The sequence below is a fragment of the Maribacter aurantiacus genome (assembly GCF_005780245.1).
GTDB lineage: Bacteria > Bacteroidota > Bacteroidia > Flavobacteriales > Flavobacteriaceae > Maribacter > Maribacter flavus.
The window spans coordinates 1-17211 of record NZ_VBUK01000001.1 but is presented as its reverse complement, the minus strand read 5'-3'; the positions used below and the strand labels follow the sequence as shown (position 1 = coordinate 17211).

Annotated in this window: 16 protein-coding genes and 1 tRNA gene; 15 read left to right on the top strand and 2 right to left on the bottom strand. The window is 42.9% G+C overall.

All coding sequences use genetic code 11. The annotated features are described in order from the left end of the window. Positions 1-209 precede the first annotated feature (209 nt). The 5 genes from FEK29_RS00080 to FEK29_RS00060 are packed head-to-tail and all read left to right on the top strand — an operon-like array spanning position 210 to position 4121. Entirely contained in the window at positions 210-776 is a 567-nt protein-coding gene (locus FEK29_RS00080) for a RidA family protein (RefSeq protein ID WP_138256367.1), read from the top strand. A gap of 9 nt (positions 777-785) precedes the next feature. Beyond that, entirely contained in the window at positions 786-1676 is an 891-nt protein-coding gene (locus FEK29_RS00075; protein ID WP_138256366.1) for an SMP-30/gluconolactonase/LRE family protein, read from the top strand. 10 nt (positions 1677-1686) lie between these two features. Next, entirely contained in the window at positions 1687-2532 is an 846-nt protein-coding gene (locus FEK29_RS00070; RefSeq protein WP_138256365.1) for a fumarylacetoacetate hydrolase family protein, read from the top strand. Between the two features lie 17 nt (positions 2533-2549). Beyond that, positions 2550-3314: an SDR family NAD(P)-dependent oxidoreductase gene (locus FEK29_RS00065; RefSeq protein WP_138256364.1), complete on the top strand. Its 765-nt coding sequence runs from the start codon at positions 2550-2552 to the stop codon at positions 3312-3314. Positions 3315-3317: 3 nt separating this feature from the next. Next, a complete protein-coding gene (locus FEK29_RS00060; protein ID WP_138256363.1) occupies positions 3318-4121 on the top strand; it encodes an SDR family NAD(P)-dependent oxidoreductase in 804 nt (267 codons plus the stop codon). Positions 4122-4517: 396 nt separating this feature from the next. Here the strand turns inward: FEK29_RS00060 and FEK29_RS00055 are convergent. Both FEK29_RS00055 and FEK29_RS00050 read right to left on the bottom strand, forming a co-directional pair. After that, positions 4518-4589, bottom strand: a tRNA-Arg gene (locus tag FEK29_RS00055). 54 nt (positions 4590-4643) lie between these two features. Continuing rightward, a complete protein-coding gene (locus FEK29_RS00050) occupies positions 4644-5360 on the bottom strand; it encodes a hypothetical protein (protein WP_240042621.1) in 717 nt (238 codons plus the stop codon). A gap of 471 nt (positions 5361-5831) precedes the next feature. Between FEK29_RS00050 and FEK29_RS00045 the strand changes: the two genes are divergently transcribed. The 10 genes from FEK29_RS00045 to FEK29_RS00005 all read left to right on the top strand — a co-directional run bounded on the left by FEK29_RS00045 (position 5832) and on the right by FEK29_RS00005 (position 17000). After that, entirely contained in the window at positions 5832-7283 is a 1452-nt protein-coding gene (locus tag FEK29_RS00045; protein WP_138256362.1) for an arginine decarboxylase, read from the top strand. A 22-nt stretch (positions 7284-7305) separates the two neighbouring features. Then, a complete protein-coding gene (gene speB / locus FEK29_RS00040) occupies positions 7306-8244 on the top strand; it encodes an agmatinase (protein WP_138256361.1) in 939 nt (312 codons plus the stop codon). Beyond that, positions 8231-9208, top strand: a complete 978-nt coding sequence (locus tag FEK29_RS00035; protein WP_138256360.1) for a deoxyhypusine synthase family protein — start codon at positions 8231-8233, stop codon at positions 9206-9208. The genes speB and FEK29_RS00035 overlap by 14 nt, the downstream gene beginning before the upstream one ends. Before the next feature lie 6 nt (positions 9209-9214). Further along, positions 9215-9541 carry a hypothetical protein gene (locus FEK29_RS00030; protein WP_138256359.1) on the top strand — a complete coding sequence of 109 codons (327 nt, stop codon included), beginning with the start codon at positions 9215-9217 and terminating at the stop codon, positions 9539-9541. A gap of 120 nt (positions 9542-9661) precedes the next feature. After that, positions 9662-11188: a bifunctional GNAT family N-acetyltransferase/carbon-nitrogen hydrolase family protein gene (locus FEK29_RS00025; protein ID WP_138256358.1), complete on the top strand. Its 1527-nt coding sequence runs from the start codon at positions 9662-9664 to the stop codon at positions 11186-11188. A gap of 2 nt (positions 11189-11190) precedes the next feature. Further along, positions 11191-12558 carry a 30S ribosomal protein S6--L-glutamate ligase gene (rimK, locus tag FEK29_RS00020; RefSeq protein ID WP_193554872.1) on the top strand — a complete coding sequence of 456 codons (1368 nt, stop codon included), beginning with the start codon at positions 11191-11193 and terminating at the stop codon, positions 12556-12558. A gap of 55 nt (positions 12559-12613) precedes the next feature. Then, entirely contained in the window at positions 12614-13969 is a 1356-nt protein-coding gene (locus FEK29_RS00015; protein WP_138256356.1) for a TrkH family potassium uptake protein, read from the top strand. Between the two features lie 391 nt (positions 13970-14360). Beyond that, positions 14361-14525 (top strand): hypothetical protein, encoded by a 165-nt coding sequence (locus FEK29_RS17840; protein ID WP_161595289.1) that lies wholly within the window; start codon positions 14361-14363, stop codon positions 14523-14525. 1179 nt (positions 14526-15704) lie between these two features. Beyond that, complete coding sequence (locus FEK29_RS18075) at positions 15705-16064, top strand: hypothetical protein (RefSeq protein ID WP_193554871.1); 360 nt, start codon at positions 15705-15707, stop codon at positions 16062-16064. A gap of 135 nt (positions 16065-16199) precedes the next feature. After that, the gene (locus FEK29_RS00005) at positions 16200-17000 is read left to right on the top strand and encodes an alpha/beta hydrolase (RefSeq protein ID WP_161595288.1); all 801 of its coding nucleotides are present in this window, start codon (positions 16200-16202) and stop codon (positions 16998-17000) included. Positions 17001-17211: the final 211 nt, after the last annotated feature.

Here is a 17211-nt window from a genome sequence, read left to right as displayed (position 1 = left end):
TGTTTTTTGGTTAGCATGCTAAGCTAAGAAAAATGCGATAATTTCCCCTATTTTTTAAGAAAATCATAGTTTAAGTGTTTGCTTATACACGATAATGAGGTTTTGGAAATGTTTGCATGATTTTTAAGTAGTTGTAAAACAGACCGTTTTCCTATTTGTAAACTACCCTGTTTAAGACTACCTTGGAGGAAAAATGATACAGTAACATCATGATACTTAGAAAGACATTACCACTTATTGCATTATGCATTGTTTTAAGTTGCAAGAATGAACCGCCCAAAGAGGCCCTAGAAAAGGTGACCATGGATGAGGGTTACGACCCTGAAGCAAATCTGTCGGCTTTGCGAATCGAACTAAGGCCAATAGGTTCACCCGTGGCGAACTATGTACACGCCGTACGAACGGGCAACTTACTTTTTTTAGCTGGAAAAGGCCCTAGACAAGCCAATGGTGAGAACGTGGTTGGAAAATTAGGCTTGGATTTAACCGTGGAAGAAGGATATAATGCGGCCAGGGAGGCGGGCATCAACCAGTTATCCGTCCTAAAGGAGGAGTTGGGCGATCTGCGCAAGGTGAAACGCATTGTGAACGTAAAGGGCATGGTGAATGCCATCCCGGAGTTCGCAGAACAATCCAAGGTCATCAATGGATATTCAGATCTGATGGTCGCGGTTTTCGGTGAAAAGGGAAAGCACTCACGGGCCGCCGTGGGTATGGGATCCTTGCCTGGAAACATGGCCGTAGAGGTAGAAATGGTCGTTGAGGTTTATGAATAAAGAATTTTAATGAATGCCATTAGACCCATGGAAATAGCAACGGTACATCCACATAAAAGCGAATTGGGGGAAGGTCCCTTTTGGGATGCCCATAAAAAGGCCATTTGTTGGGTGGATATTTTGAATGGGCATCTTCATGAATATGTGTTACATGCGGATGCGTACAGGCGATATGAGATCGGTAGAATGATAGGGTGCGCCGCAGTTTGTAAGGACCAAAATTTTATTTTGGCCTCTACGGGGGGCATCGGGTTTTTGAATAGGGATTCCGGATTGATAACCTATGTGGACCACCCTGAAAAAGATATACAAGGAAATAGGTTCAACGATGGTGCCTGTGACCCCGCCGGAAGATTTTGGGTCGGCAGTATGGCCCTTTCAGAGGAAACGGGAGCCGGTTCGGTCTATATGTTCGAGAACGGGATTAGTAGTAAAAAGATTGAAAACAACACTATCTCAAATGGTATGGCTTGGAATGCGGATCATACCCTTTTTTATTTTATAGATACGCCTACGGGGAGTGTCGTAGCGTATGATTTTGAGGTTAAAACGGGCATGATATCGAATAAAAGGGTGGTTATTTCCATTGATGAAAAAGAGGGGTTTCCAGACGGGATGACCATCGATTCTGAGGATATGCTCTGGATCGCCCACTGGGGCGGATGGCAAGTGACCCGTTGGAACCCGCAAAATGGTGAATTGTTAACCCGGATCAAACTACCCGCGGCGAAAATCACCTCGTGTACCTTTGGAGGTGAGGACTTAAAAGATTTGTATGTGACTTCCGCAAAAGTGGATTTGACCGAGGAAGAATTGAAAGAGCAACCTTTGGCGGGTTCCTTATTTGTAATTCGGAACAGTGGGTGCCAAGGTGTGCCCGGATTTTTATATAAGAACTAAATTATTCATAATGAAACTAATACGATTTGGAAAACAAGGAGTTGAGAAACCGGGAGTGCTGGATGAAAAAGGTATTAGAAGGGACCTTTCCAATGAGTTTACGGATTGGAACAGAGCCTTTTTTCAGAGTGGGGGACTCCAAAAATTGGGAACTTTGGATATATCCAAGTTTCCGGAAGTGGATTCCAAGGAACGTTTGGGATCCTGTGTTTCGCGTCCTGGGAAGGTGATTTGCATCGGTCTAAATTATTCGGATCATGCGGCCGAATCAGGTATGGCCATTCCCGAAGAGCCCATCATCTTTCAAAAAGGAGCGAACACCGTAGTAGGCCCCAACGATGACATCCTAATACCACGAAACAGCCAAAAAACGGATTGGGAAGTGGAACTGGGCATCGTGATCGGGAAAGATGCTAGATATCTAAGTTCCATGGAAGCGGCCAAGGAATACATTGCGGGGTATTGTATTTCCCATGATGTATCGGAGAGAGCCTTTCAACTGGAAAAGGGAGGGCAGTGGACCAAGGGCAAGTCCTGTGACAACTTTAATCCCTTGGGTCCTTTTTTGGCCACCCCAGATGAAATAGACGATGTACATAACCTACGAATGCAGCTTTGGGTCAATGGGGTTAAAATGCAGGATGGAAATACCAAGACGATGATTTTTGATTGCTATTATGTGGTGCATTATCTGTCCCAATTTATGACGTTGGAAGCTGGTGATGTCATCTCTACGGGAACGCCACCTGGCGTAGGTTTGGGTATGAAACCTCCCATATACTTAAAGGTCGGGGATGAGGTAGCCCTGGAAATCGAAGGTTTGGGCCGGCAAGAACAAAAATGTAGTAATGCCTAAATATAGCGATATTTAATATGTTTAGTTTAAAAGGAAAAATTGCCGTCATCACCGGCGCTGGAAGCGGAATTGGAAGGGCCATTGCCGTTGTCTTGGCGGAGCAAGGTGCCGTAGTACATATTTTGGAGGTCGATGAAAAAGCGGCCAACGAAACCTTGAAAACGGTCATTGAAAATGGGGGTAAGGGCTATTTCCATTGGTGTGATGTTAGCAATCAATCAGCCGTTGTAGAAATCTTTAATAGAATTGACAGAGTCGATATCTTGATCAATAATGCCGGGGTCGCCCACATTGGTACGGCTGAAAGTACTTCGGAAGCTGAATTTGACCGAATCTATCGAATCAATATAAAAGGCGTTTATAATTGTCTTCATGCATGTATTCCTTTAATGAAAAAACATGGCGGCGGACGTATTTTGAACATGGCAAGCATTGCTGCATCCCTAGGAATATCAGATAGGTTTGCCTATTCCATGTCCAAGGCTGCGGTATTGAATATGACCTTAACCGTTGCCAAGGATTTTATAAACGACAATATTACTTGTAACTCCATTTCGCCTGCCCGGGTACACACCCCTTTTGTGGATGGATTTATCGCCAAAAACTTCCCCGATAATCAAGAGGAGATGTTTGAGAAATTATCAAAAACGCAGCCCATTGGCAGAATGGCCAAACCTGAGGAAATTGCCGCTTTGGCAGTATATTTATGTAGTGATGAGGCGCAATTTATTACGGGTACGGACTATCCCATCGATGGTGGGTTTATTAAACTCAATAGTTGAAAAATGAGACTTAAAAACAAAATTGCCTTGGTAACGGGTGCCGGTAAGGGCATCGGGAAGGAAATTGCTTTAGGTTACGCTGCGGAAGGGGCTACCGTAATCATCAATGATTTGCCTGGGACGGATTATGCGGGACATGTTGTAAAAGATATCGTAAAAAAGGGTGGGAAAGCCGAGTTGTACGAAGGGGACATGTCCAAGGTTGCGGAGATTCGGAAAATGTTCGCCTATATTCGTCAGGAGTATGGCCAATTGGATATTTTGGTCAACAATGCCGGAATTACTGGTTGGAGCGATTTTTTTGATACCGATGAAGCCTTGTTCGACAAGGTAATCGGCCTGAATATAAAGGGAACCTTGTTTTGTTCCATTGAAGCGGCACGCCTCATGAAGGAAAATGGAAAGGGCGGTAGTATCATCAATATATCCTCCATCTGTTCCGTACTCAGTGTGAAGAACCTCATCTGTTATTCCACCAGTAAGGGAGGCATAGAGGCCATGAGCAAACAAATGGCGGTGGAATTGGCTCCGTTTAAAATTAGGGTGAATACCTTTGGACCGGGCCCAATTAACACGGAACGGAACTTGATTGAGGATCCGGAGTATAAAGAAAATTGGGGTCGGGTGGTACCCATGCAAAGGACCGGAGAACCGGAGGAAATGATTGGGCCGGCTATATTCTTAGCTTCTGATGAGTCCAGTTATGTGACAGGCCAATTGTTCTACGTAGATGGCGGCTGGAGCGTACAGGGGAAATTTGCGGAGGATAGTATGGATAGCCAGTTGAAGAATAGTGGGGCAAAATAATAAAACCTAATAATTCAACTATTAAACGCAAACTAAAAAAGGAGCAATAGGATTCCCACTTTTTGTTTAAAGTAGCCTCGACAAGAGATAACTGCGTTGTTCTTTTGTGTCTCATGTTGAAAATGCATATAGAAAGCTAACGCTTTACAAACTTTAACAAAAAAAGGACCAGCAAGCTGTCCTTTTTTTATTTTCGTATGTAACACCTTCGGTGAATCTATATGCATTTATTTGTAGCCTCGGCAAGAGATAACCGCGTTGTTCTTTTGTGTCTCATGTTGAAAATGCATATAGAAAGCTAACGCTTTACAAACTTTAACAAAAAAAGGACCAGCAAGCTGTCCTTTTTTTATTTTCGTATGTAACACCTTCGGTGAATCTATATGCATTTATTTGTAGCCTCGGCAAGAATCGAACTTGCATCTAAAGTTTAGGAAACTTCTATTCTATCCATTGAACTACGAGGCCAAATAGGCTGGCAAAAATAGGGTTTTTTGTGGATTGTAAGCAAAAGGAATTACATCAATTTCTTTTGGACCATATTTCATACATGGGTTCCCCCCTGCTATTATTGCCGGTATGATGCCAATCGTCCCCTTTGATTTCGTAGTTGAACTCTAAACTTGCACCTACCCGATTGTTATCACGGGAAAAAAACTCGATGTTCTCCGTATAGACCCCGTCCACCGAAGTAAAACTGCCGCCCCCCGTTCCAGAAAAGGCCATGGTCTCTGTTTGGTAGGCAATCCATTGAAACCGACCGTCCATCAGGAATTTTAAGGTTTTCCTTGGGTTTTCATCTCCCCGGCGTTCTTGGCCCGTATCGGGGCCACGCGTAGCAAACAGCCATTGCCCGTCCAGGGCTTGGTTCAAGGATTCCTTTTTTTTGAAGGTTATGGCATCCTCCATGTGTATTATGATCTTATCTCCATCCATGGAAAAAGGCATTTCCAATGCCCTGATTCCGTCCTTTTCAAAGTTCGAATTGAACTCGAGCTGTACTTTTAGCATCTTTTCATCCGCAGTATAAAACCCACCTACCGTTTTTATAAATTCGGCCGGGTCCAATTTGTATACCGAATAGGTCAGATAACCCTTGTTGATTTTAAGTTCGTGCTGCGTATTGTCCTGATCGGAAAGATAGACACCGGCCGCAATTTGGGCATTTGCCATGGATATCAGCAAGGCCATTACCACAAAAGGTAGTATTCGTATTATTTTAAGATGTTTCATTTCCATGGATATATTGATTAATATTCTTGGTAAGATACTGAATATAAATATTTTGTAAATTTAAAAAAATCATAAACCCGACTCTGTTGAACAATTATTGGTCCTTGAACGTATTTTGTTTGAAAACGGTTGTTTTTTCAATTTTTTTGTTTTCATTTGTGCCCTAAAATATGAGGTTAACTCAATGTAAGGCCATGGTCTTTAGCTGAACATAATGCAATTTGTTTCTATGTTCGGGTTTTTGGGAATTAGGAAGTCAAACCCAAAAATGGCTTATAAGATAAGCAACCGAATTTTAAAGCTAACTTCCGAATGTAACTCCTCGATCGTGCAGAGTCAGCACATCTATTTTTTCATTCCCACCACCCAAAAACAAATTCTTATTTGATTTGAAAATACATCATGTTTTCTTAACATGATATGAGCACATTTTATTAATTATTAAACCGTATTTTCAAACATCAAATATTTTTTTACATGAATACCAAGTATATTGATCTTATCGATCAGACCTATTTTTTCCCCCAAGAGGAATTTACATTAGACGGTGACCACTTGAAGTTTCACAATATTCCCCTAAACGAATTGGTCGAGGAATATGGTAGCCCTTTGAAGTTTACCTACCTACCCAAAATATCCGAGAATATTGCGCGTGCAAAGAACTGGTTCGTAAATGCCATCAAAAAGAACGATTACAAGGGTAAGTACCATTATTGCTATTGCACCAAAAGTTCACACTTTCAACATGTAATGCATGAGGCATTAAAGAACGATATCCACATTGAGACCTCTTCCGCCTTTGATATCAACATTGTTGAACAGTTGAAAAAGGACGGTAAACTTAAGGACGACGCCTATGTCATCTGTAACGGGTTCAAACGCGAGCAGTATATCGATAACATTGCCCGGTTGATCAATAACGGCCATGACAACTGTATCCCGATCATCGATAATTATGAGGAAATAGAACTTCTTTCGGATAGTATTAATGATACGTTCAAAGTTGGTATCCGTATTGCATCGGAGGAGGAGCCCAAATTTGAATTTTATACATCCAGATTGGGCATCGGCTATAAAAATATAGTGCCGTTCTACGAAAACCAGATAAAGGACAACGATAAGGTGGAGCTTAAGATGCTACATTTTTTCATCAATACCGGTATCAGGGACAATGCCTACTATTGGAACGAATTGGTAAAGTGTCTAAAGGTGTACGTGCGACTTAAGAAAATCTGCCCTTCTTTGGACAGCCTGAATATTGGCGGCGGATTTCCAATCAAGAACTCTCTGGCCTTCGAATACGATTATCAATATATGGTGGATGAGATCTTGAACCAGATCAATATTGCCTGTGCAGAAGCCGATGTACCCGTTCCCAATATTTTTACCGAATTCGGGAGCTTTACCGTGGGGGAAAGTGGCGGTGCCATCTATGAGATCCTCTACCAAAAACAGCAGAACGATCGTGAGAAATGGAATATGATAGATTCCTCCTTCATCACTACTTTGCCGGATACCTGGGCCATTAACAAACGATTTATCATGCTGCCCATAAACCGGTGGAATGATGAGTATGAAAGGGTTTTATTGGGCGGACTTACCTGTGATAGCGATGACTACTACAATAGCGAGCAGAACATGAACGCCATCTATCTCCCAAAGTACAAACGTGATAGACCTTTGTACATCGGGTTCTTTAATACGGGTGCCTATCAAGAGACCATTGGCGGCTTTGGCGGTCTGCAGCACTGTTTGATCCCACAGCCCAAACATATCTTGATCGATAAGGACGCGAATGGTGAACTGATAACCACTTTATATAGTCCACAACAGACCGCTGAGGACCTCTTGGAAATTTTGGGGTATGGAGACTATCAAAAAGGAAAAAAGAAAAAATCCGCAAAAGCGGAAAAACAACTTTCAAATTAATTAGTTCTAATTTTTAAATCAGATGAGTACATCAAAGAATTATGCAGGTATACCTGACAAATTCGCACAGTTGGAAACCGCAAAGGTTATTTTGATTCCAGTGCCTTATGAAGGTACTACGACTTGGGGCAAGGGAACGGTGAACGGACCCAAGGCCTTTTTGGAAGCCTCCGAGAATATGGAGCGCTATGATATTGAGACCGATACCGAGGTGTACGAACAAGGTATTTACTTGGCCGATGCCATTGCCGGACACACCTCTCCAGAGGCCATGGTAAACGAAGTCCACAAAGTAACCAAGGACTATATAAAGCGAAATAAATTTGTAACACTGGTAGGCGGGGAGCATTCCATCTCCATTGGTACGATCCGCGCCTTTAACGAGTGCTTTGACGACCTTACCGTGCTACACATAGATGCACATGCAGATTTGAGGGATTCCTATGCCGGTAGTAAATACAATCACGCCTGTGCTGTCCATGAGGCCAGTCAGACTACCAATTTGGTGCAAGTAGGGATTCGTTCCATGGATGCCATTGAAAAGACCTTGATCGATGCGGACAAGACATTTTTCGCGCATGAGATGGTGGCCGATGAATATTGGATGGACAAGGTCATTGAGGCCATGACGGACAATGTATTCATTACCTTTGACCTGGACGCTTTGGATCCTTCGATTATGCCATCTACGGGAACACCGGAACCTGGGGGGCTTTTATGGTACGAGACCTTGGAGTTCTTAAAACAGGTTTTTGAGGAGAAAAACGTGGTAGGCTTTGATCTGGTGGAACTTTGCCCTAATCCTTCCGCAAAATCCTCGGATTTTGTGGCCGCAAAGTTGTATTATAAGATGTTGAGTTATAAGTTTATGGGCCAGGACGCTGATGAGGAGTACGACAATACCTATGATGTGGACTATAAATCGAACAACAGTTTAAAATTTAATGATGACGAAGAATAAGGGAGCTATCTCCAATTTTATTGAAAAATACTATTTACACTTCAATGCCGCAGCTTTGGTGGATGCCGCCAAGGGCTACGAGGAGCAACTGAACAAGGGTGCCAAAATGTTGGTTTCCTTGGCCGGGGCCATGAGTACCGCGGAGCTGGGAAAGATTTTCGCGGAAATGATCCGTCAGGACAAGGTTCAGATAATTTCTTGTACCGGAGCCAATTTAGAAGAGGATATCATGAACTTGGTAGCACACTCGCACTATAAGCGTGTGCCAAATTATCGAGATCTTACGCCGCAGCAGGAATGGGATTTATTGGAAAAGGGACTGAATAGGGTAACGGATACGTGTATTCCAGAGGAAGAGGCCTTCCGTAGGTTGCAAAAGCATATTTTTAAGATCTGGAAGGATGCCGATGATAAGGGAGAACGCTACTTGCCCCATGAATTTATGTATAAAATGTTGCTCTCAGGTGTTTTGGAGGAATATTATGAAATAGATTTGAAGGACTCGTGGATGTACGCTGCAGCGGAGAAAAACTTGCCAATTATCTGCCCAGGTTGGGAGGACAGTACTATGGGCAATATATTTGCATCGTATGTACTTAAGGGAGAGCTGAAGGCCAGCACCATGAAATCCGGTATTGAGTACATGACCTTTTTGGCAGATTGGTATACCGATAATTCCGAAAACGGAATCGGGTTTTTTCAGATAGGAGGTGGTATTGCGGGGGATTTCCCCATCTGTGTTGTGCCCATGCTGTATCAGGATATGGAACGCACGGATACCCCTTTCTGGAGCTATTTTTGCCAGATTAGCGACAGTACCACAAGCTACGGTTCCTATTCAGGTGCCGTACCCAATGAAAAGATTACCTGGGGCAAATTGGATGTAGACACCCCAAAATTTATTATAGAAAGTGATGCGACCATTGTTGCACCTTTAATTTTTGCTTATCTTTTGGACTATTAATTATTTATGGACAAGAACGCACATTTAAAAAAAGTAATCGTAGATTTTAAGAAGTTGACCCCCGAAGTGTTGAAGCTTTTAGTGGAGCGCTATCCAGATGGGTATGATGATCGTAATATCATATCCTTTAAAAACGCCCAAGGAGAGCGGATCGAGGCGGTGGAGGTCCTAACGGAGGATACCAAATACCTGGTAAAGATCAGTGCCAAGTTGGAGTATACCATGGAAAACTATGATGAGGACGACTACGAGGATTTTGACGACGACGATCCAGACGCAATCATGGAACCAGATCCAAAGGATATGGTAGATGGCGATGAGGACGACGACTAGTCTTTGGATTTCGATTAAAAGTCAGTAAAATATTCTAAAATTTGGGTTTGGGTCCTATAGGCCTAAACCCATACTTTTTTATCGGAATAAGTCCGATGAATACACACTCCTAAAATTGTTATGAAAGTAGAAGAGATTGAAAATATTGACCTGGAGTACCTAAGCCTTTCGGACTATAAGGAACTGAAGGAGGCCATGGTTACTTCCTATCTAAATGTACACGATGCGGCTTGGACGGAGAAGGAGATCGATCGCTTGATCAAAAAATTTCCGGAAGGCCAGGTAGTGATAAAGATAAATGGGAAGTTGGCCGGCTGTGCCCTATCCATTATTGTGGATTATGCCAAGTTCGAAAGCAGGCATACCTATAAAAAGATAACGGGCAACTATACCTTCAATACCCATACGGACGAGGGCGATGTGCTCTACGGAATAGACGTTTTCATCGTTCCGGCGTTTAGGGGTATGCGTTTGGGCAGGCGTTTATACGATTACCGCAAGGAACTCTGTGAAAAACTGAACCTTAGGAGCATTGTGTTTGGCGGTCGGATGCCCAATTATCACAAATATGCGAAGGAACTAACGCCCAAGCAGTATATAGAAAAGGTCCGACACAAGGAAATAGAGGACCCTGTGTTGAACTTTCAGATCAGTAATGATTTTCATCCCTCCAAGGTGATGAAGGGTTATTTGGAAGGGGACAAGGATTCCAACGATTTCGCCATTTTGATGGAATGGGACAATATTTATTATCAAAAACCGACGGACGAGGTCACCACGGCCAAAACAATCGTTCGGTTGGGGCTTATCCAATGGCAGATGCGTCCGTACAAGGATATAAACGAGCTATTGCAGCAGGCCGAATATTTTATTGATTCCGTTTCGGGATATCGGTCGGACTTCGCTCTTTTTCCCGAGTTTTTCAACGCCCCTTTGATGGCCGGAACAAACCATATGAGCACGCCCGATGCTATACGGGAACTTGCAAAGCACACCGAGGTGTTGGTACAGAAATTTTCAGAGTTCTCCATCACCTATAACATCAATATCATCGCGGGTAGTATGCCCGAAGTTATTGACGGCAAGCTTTTCAATGTGGGGTATCTGTGTAGAAGGGACGGTTCCTTGGAGCGCTATGAAAAACTACACGTGACCCCAGACGAGGCCAAGGTTTGGGGGCTACAGGGAGGAACGAAGTTGCAGGCCTTTGATACGGATTGCGGAAAAATTGGCGTACTGATCTGCTACGATGTGGAGTTTCCGGAACTCCCGCGTTTGTTGGCCGATGAAGGGGTGGACATTCTTTTTGTGCCCTTCCTGACGGATACACAGAACGGATACTCCCGTGTGAGAAATTGTGCCCAGGCACGGGCCATAGAAAATGAATGCTATGTGGCCATTGCCGGTAGTGTGGGGAATTTGCCCAATGTGCAGAATATGGACATCCAGTTCGCTCAGAGTATGGTGTTCACGCCCTGCGATTTTTCCTTTCCAACGAACGGCGTAAAGGCGGAGGCGACCCCCAATACGGAGATGATCCTCATAGCCAATGTGGACATCAGTTTGCTCAGGGAGCTCAATCAATTTGGAGCGGTCCGGAATTTAAAGGACCGCCGCAAGGACATATTTGAACTAAGAAAAAAATAATATTGGAAAATTTAAAGATCATAGGTAGCGAGGAATGGTGCGTTTTTAAGGAATTGGGAGTCCCGGCCATTAAGGCGAGGGTAGATTCCGGCGCTAAGACCTCCTCCATACAGGCGACCAATTTAAAGATTGTGAACAAAGGGGCCCAGGAATGGGTAAAGTTCGAGGTGAACCCCTTACAGGAGAACCGCAGTATTGCTATCAACTGCGAGGCCCGGTTGATAGACCGTAGGATGGTGAAAAGTTCCAGTGGTATATCTGAGGAGCGCTTGGTAGTACGTACGCCCGTTACCATGGGCGATAACACATTTGATATAGAACTGACCCTGGCAAATAGGGATACGATGGAGTTCCGGATGTTGTTGGGGCGGGAGGCCTTGACGGATAGGTACATTGTAAACCCGGCGGTAAATTATCAAATCCAGGAATTTACAGATGAGGAGGTTACGGAAAAATACAAACCCTATTACAAAGAAAAAACCGGACTGAAAATCGCCTTATTGGCAAGCAACCCCAACCTGTATAGCAACAAAAGGTTGATGGAAGCGGCCGAGGCACGTGGCCACGAAATCGTATTTTTGAACGTTGAGCAGGCCTATATGAAACTGGACGCGCATTCCCCGGAGATTCGTTATAGAGGAGGGAACATCCTCAAGGATTTTGATGCGGTCATCCCACGTATAAAACCGGCCGTTACGTTTTACGGCTGTGCGGTGATACGGCAGTTCAACAATTTGGGCGTGTATTGTCAGAATTCGGCAGAATCCATTACCCAATCGCGGGACAAGCTCTTCGCATCGCAGCTTTTTTCCAAGAACGATATTCATATTCCCATCACGGGATTCGCCAAATCGCCCATGGATACCAAGGATTTGATCAAAATGGTGAACGGTGCGCCCTTGATCATCAAATTGTTGGAAAGTACCCAAGGGAAAGGAGTTGTTTTGGCAGAAACGAACAAGGCAGCGGAAAGTGTGATCAATGCCTTTAAAAGTGTGAACACGAATATCCTTGTTCAGGAGTTCATCAAGGAAGCCAACGGGCAGGACATCCGTTGTTTTGTGGTCAATGGTAAAGTGGTGGCCAGTATGCAGCGCCAGGCGGAAAAGGGCGAGTTTAGGGCCAATATCCACCAAGGTGGCAAGGCGTCCATGATCAAGATTACACAAGAGGAAAAAAAATTGGCGTTGAAGGCCACCAAGGCTTTGAATCTGGCCGTCGCCGGCGTGGATATCATCCGTTCCAACAAAGGTCCCTTGTTGTTGGAGGTAAATTCCTCCCCCGGACTGGAAGGCATTGAAAACGCTACGGGCAAGGATATTGCCAATGAAATGATCAAGGCGATTGAAAGGAAGCTCAAGTTTAGCTAATGAGCACCCTTTATCGGGTTTGTGCAAGTACCTTTATAGGCCGTAAATGTATGGAATGAAAAAGCATACTAACCGTATCGACAAGCTTGTTCGATGGTATAAAAAGTTCCAGGTAAGCAAATCCCCCCAAATGAATTTGGTGTGGGGTTTTTTTCTGTATACGGTTATCGGCTTTGGACTTTTGTCCCTTCCCATATTCCATAAAACGAGTGTTGGCCTGTTGGACAATCTGTTTATTTCAACCTCGGCAATTTCCACGACCGGTCTTGTGACGGTAAGTGTTTACGATTCCTATAATTTCTTTGGGCAGTTCATCATCATGGCCCTGTTCCAGATTGGGGGCATCGGTTACATGACCTTGACCACGTACTATTTGCTGTTCACTACGAGAAACATTTCGGCCTGGCACAACAAAATTTTGGGGGCAGAATTTACCATGCCCAAGACCATAAAAATTAGGGATTTTATCAAGAGCGTGGTTGTTTTTACCACGGTCATGGAAGTGCTGGGGGCCATTTGTTTTTATATCGCGTTTCGGCAAACAGGGATGGAAGCGTTAAAAGCGATTTGGTTTTCGGTATTTCACAGTGTTTCGGCCTTTTGTACGGCCGGTTTTGGCCTGTTCAACGATAGTTTTGAGGGATATAATGACAACGTGTTCATCAATACCGTTATATCCGTTTTGGCCATTGCGGGATCCTTGGGTTTTATCGTGATTACGGATATATGGTACCGTATCACCGGGCGGTCCCAAAAACTATCCTTTACCACTAAGATCATTACCTATGGATTTTTACTGCTATTGGGATTGGGGACTCTGCTGGTGTATTTTGCGGAACCGAGTGTTCAGGGGTCCGAGTCCAAATTGACGGAGTCTTTTTTTCAGGCCATGACCGCCATGACCACGGTGGGTTTTAATACCATTCCTACGGGCGGATTGAGCCTCCCCATTTTGTTATCGGTCATATTTTTAATGTACATAGGCGCATCACCTTCGGGAACGGCGGGTGGAATGAAGATCACAACCTTGACCGCGATGATATCCGTGCTTAAAAGTAGGTTGTTTGGGCAACGTCAGATAACATTTTTCAAGAGGACCATCCCTTTTGAACGGCTTTATGTGGCTACGTCCACCTTCATTCTGTATACCAGTATCATTTTTCTGTTCACTTTTCTACTGACCTTTACCGAAGCCTTTGAACTACGGCAAATCCTTTTTGAGGTCGCTTCCTCCTTAGGTACCGTAGGTCTGAGCACGGGAATCACCGGCGAGCTTTCCCAATGGGGTAAATTGATGGTCATTGTATTGATGTTCATTGGCAGGGTAGGGGTACTTACGTTTGGGTTTGCGTTGTTGGAACGTAAATCAAGTAATTCTATCGAGGTGATCAAGGACGATTTGGCGGTCTGAAATCGACCTTTTCCAGTCAAGTCCGATAAAATTTTCAATTCTTTGGTTGCGATTCCGATGCTCTAGAGAAGCTTATACTGGTACCGTTGTAGCTTATTCCTAAAATGGAACTGGTATTTGGGAAAGTATCTCTTTTTAGTTGACAAAAAAACGAGCTAAAAAATTACATCTTGATAAAATCGGCGCACCGAAATTGATAGAGTATTATTTCTTATTTATGTCCGAATCAAATTCCAGACTAGAACTATTTTTTTGAATACATTTAGTTGTAACAAAATGATAGATATGTAGTTAAGAGGTTGCATTCCGGTGATTTTGAAGGTACGCCCCGCGGGAGGTTTGAACCTAAGGAAATCGATAAAAATAGTAGTAATCTAATACACCTTGCTTTATGAAATCTTTTCAAAGACCCACCCAGCACGCCGATAGCAAACACTTATTTTTTCAAAGACCTGTAGTCCGTTCCACAAAGGATACCTGCCATATTTTTGGTATTCAGGAATCGCATAATACCTTTAAGGGGTTGCATGAATACAGCTTTAAGGCTTCCAGATAATCTAAGGTTTAAAACGAAACTAACTCAAAAAGAAAAGCCCTTTCTAAAAGGGCTTTTCTTTTTGATACATTTCTCGATTATTGGGCAATCCAACGACGTAATTCCTCCTCCCCGTTTCACTACGGTGAAACACCCCTCCCTGACCAGGTAGGGGAGCTTTTTTTGGTGTTAAATAAGACGAGGTAACATAAAATGGTTCTTGAGGAAAACCGGCCTATTTTGGGATGCGTAGCAAATCCGGGAGGCCTTGGAATTGGCAACAGGAAATCGCCCAAATAGTATTCCGATGCAATAGGAAACGGCCTGGGCGATGCGGGCCAAGGACTGCTTGGATTTCAAGTATCCTAAAATCAGTCTAGCCTTTTTGGATACTTTTTCGGCGATGGAAAAAGTATCGGAACTAAACCTCCGACCCTCCCCGTTCCGCTGTCGCGAAACACTCCTCCCTGACCGGGGTGTGGAGCTTTTGGGTGTACAATGTGTAGGAATGAAAACACGGCACTTATTATAATTCTGACGACGAAAAACCCCCGTTCTTGTCCTTCTAACGACGAACGAAGTGAGGAGGAAGAATCCGTTCTGGCCTAATACCTTTAATTACCCAAAACTTTATTTGCACCAACCAATTATTTATAGGATTTTTAGGGTAATCCCCCTAAAATAGGAATATAGTAACTTGTTACTATATACAATTGTTAGCGTAAATGCCGTTCAAATTTATTGGTCGGGGTTATTTTTGGAATTTAAGGGTCTCTTGTTCTCCGGTCCGTACTCCCCTGTTTTGGTTTCGGTGTTCTTAAAAAAATAATTATCGGTTCGGGGCCTTCCCTTTTTTGCCCCGGTACGCAAGGAGTACGCAGAAAGGATCCGACTCGGACGTGTAAAAAGCTTTCTAAGCTGTTCGCAAGGGGTTCGCAAGCGGTACGCAGGCTTCCCACTCCGTGGTGGATTAAAAGGGCAAAAATTGTACGGGGACAAATGGCAATGTCCGCTTCCTGCCCATGAAAAGGGCAACGCCACAATTACGCTAACAATATGTATAATTAATGCTGGCCGATTTTCCGTTAGGAAAATCTACGTATATTTAAAAGCGATGGTACTGGCCGAAATCCTACGGATTTCAACCCGCACTAATCATACACGAACCGTTGTGTGTAAGTTAAAAAATCAGAACGCTGAATGACAGAAACTGTTGAATTGAGAAAAAAACCGGAATTAAAATTTATCCTGAATATGGATGAATTTAATGTCATTGATGCTTCCGAACCGAAAAATAACGGAACTTACTCATACACTGAAATAAAAAGTGCGGAATTGAACTCTGAACGGACTAATTGGCTGATTTCAATTTTGAGCGTAATAGTCGACTTTTTAACTGGAAGTGGAAACGGAGGAAAATTTAAAACGAAAGCAAATTTAATTCTGAAAACAGAAAAGCGGAATTTAAAAATATGGCTGAACGATGCGGATTATGGAAAAGCGGAAAAAATAACTGAATTGATAAATAAAAATAAAACCTACACACAACAACGGCTATAGTTCATTGCGGCGGAATTTCCTCGCGGAAATTCCTGTGTGTTTGCAATGTCTGGTTTACGGCGGAATAATTCTGCCGAATCATTCCGCAACGAAACCATAGCCAAGACCGTTGGCAACAATTTGATAAAGCACATTATGAGACAACGTATTTTATTAAGTATCATTTTAGGGTTATTGAAAACGGGAATTGGGTATTCTCAAGATGTGAATATAAAAGTTGGAGTCAGGGACAATATTCAATCGACTATTTTAAATGAAAATAGACAACTCATAGTTTCCCTTCCAAAAAATTACGACACCTCAATGAATACTTACCCTGTACTATATGTTTTGGATGGAAATGAGACAGGTCTTTTAGATGCTATTACAGCGACCAGTAAGCTTGGAGCGGAAATGATAATAGTCGCTATTGCAAATACCGACCGTGACAGAGATATGATGCCATTATCTACACAAACATACCAAGTTGACAACCCTGGAGCTGAACAATTTCTTTCATTCATTGGAAAAGAATTAATACCACATATTGAAAACGGGTATCGCTCAAACGGACAAAGGACAATACGCGGCAGGTCGTTGAGTGGATTATTTATAATGTATGCTTTTTTGGAAAAGCCACAATTATTTGACAACTATATTGGTAATAGTGCTGGTTGGTACGCAGATATGAATTCTTATTTTGGAGCACTAACTGATAAAGCCTTTAAAGACAAAGAGCGGTTTAAAGGAAAGAAATTATTCGTTGCAAACTCATTAGCTGACCCTTTTGACCCAAAAAAAGAAGTTCACTATGCAATGCTCGAATTTGCTGAAAAAGTGAACTCGGAATTAGGAGATAGAGTATCATTCAAGTATGTAACTTATGATAATTATGGACACGTTCCATTTCCGAGTTTTTATGACGGACTGAATTACGTCTTGAAAAAAAATGAATAAAAACTGTTGCCAACATTGTATCCTATGAAAAGCCCTAGTCCAGTTCTCTAAAGTTAATATTTAATTTTCAATTACTTCATAATGATGGTTTTGGGGTGTTGAATCGTTGATAATCCTATCGGAATTATCAACCGTTCAATACCATATAACTTGCTCCGCATCCTATATGTGATACACTCTTTTCCGTGTTCACCGGCATCTGTATGATTAT

Coding starts and splice junctions, on each gene's coding strand:
- FEK29_RS00080 (WP_138256367.1), top strand. CDS start 210: ATGATACTTAGAAAGACATTACCACTTATTGCATTATGCATTGTTTTA.
- FEK29_RS00075 (WP_138256366.1), top strand. CDS start 786: ATGAATGCCATTAGACCCATGGAAATAGCAACGGTACATCCACATAAA.
- FEK29_RS00070 (WP_138256365.1), top strand. CDS start 1,687: ATGAAACTAATACGATTTGGAAAACAAGGAGTTGAGAAACCGGGAGTG.
- FEK29_RS00065 (WP_138256364.1), top strand. CDS start 2,550: ATGTTTAGTTTAAAAGGAAAAATTGCCGTCATCACCGGCGCTGGAAGC.
- FEK29_RS00060 (WP_138256363.1), top strand. CDS start 3,318: ATGAGACTTAAAAACAAAATTGCCTTGGTAACGGGTGCCGGTAAGGGC.
- FEK29_RS00050 (WP_240042621.1), bottom strand. CDS start 5,360: ATGGAAATGAAACATCTTAAAATAATACGAATACTACCTTTTGTGGTA.
- FEK29_RS00045 (WP_138256362.1), top strand. CDS start 5,832: ATGAATACCAAGTATATTGATCTTATCGATCAGACCTATTTTTTCCCC.
- speB (WP_138256361.1), top strand. CDS start 7,306: ATGAGTACATCAAAGAATTATGCAGGTATACCTGACAAATTCGCACAG.
- FEK29_RS00035 (WP_138256360.1), top strand. CDS start 8,231: ATGACGAAGAATAAGGGAGCTATCTCCAATTTTATTGAAAAATACTAT.
- FEK29_RS00030 (WP_138256359.1), top strand. CDS start 9,215: ATGGACAAGAACGCACATTTAAAAAAAGTAATCGTAGATTTTAAGAAG.
- FEK29_RS00025 (WP_138256358.1), top strand. CDS start 9,662: ATGAAAGTAGAAGAGATTGAAAATATTGACCTGGAGTACCTAAGCCTT.
- FEK29_RS00015 (WP_138256356.1), top strand. CDS start 12,614: ATGAAAAAGCATACTAACCGTATCGACAAGCTTGTTCGATGGTATAAA.
- FEK29_RS17840 (WP_161595289.1), top strand. CDS start 14,361: ATGAAATCTTTTCAAAGACCCACCCAGCACGCCGATAGCAAACACTTA.
- FEK29_RS18075 (WP_193554871.1), top strand. CDS start 15,705: ATGACAGAAACTGTTGAATTGAGAAAAAAACCGGAATTAAAATTTATC.
- FEK29_RS00005 (WP_161595288.1), top strand. CDS start 16,200: ATGAGACAACGTATTTTATTAAGTATCATTTTAGGGTTATTGAAAACG.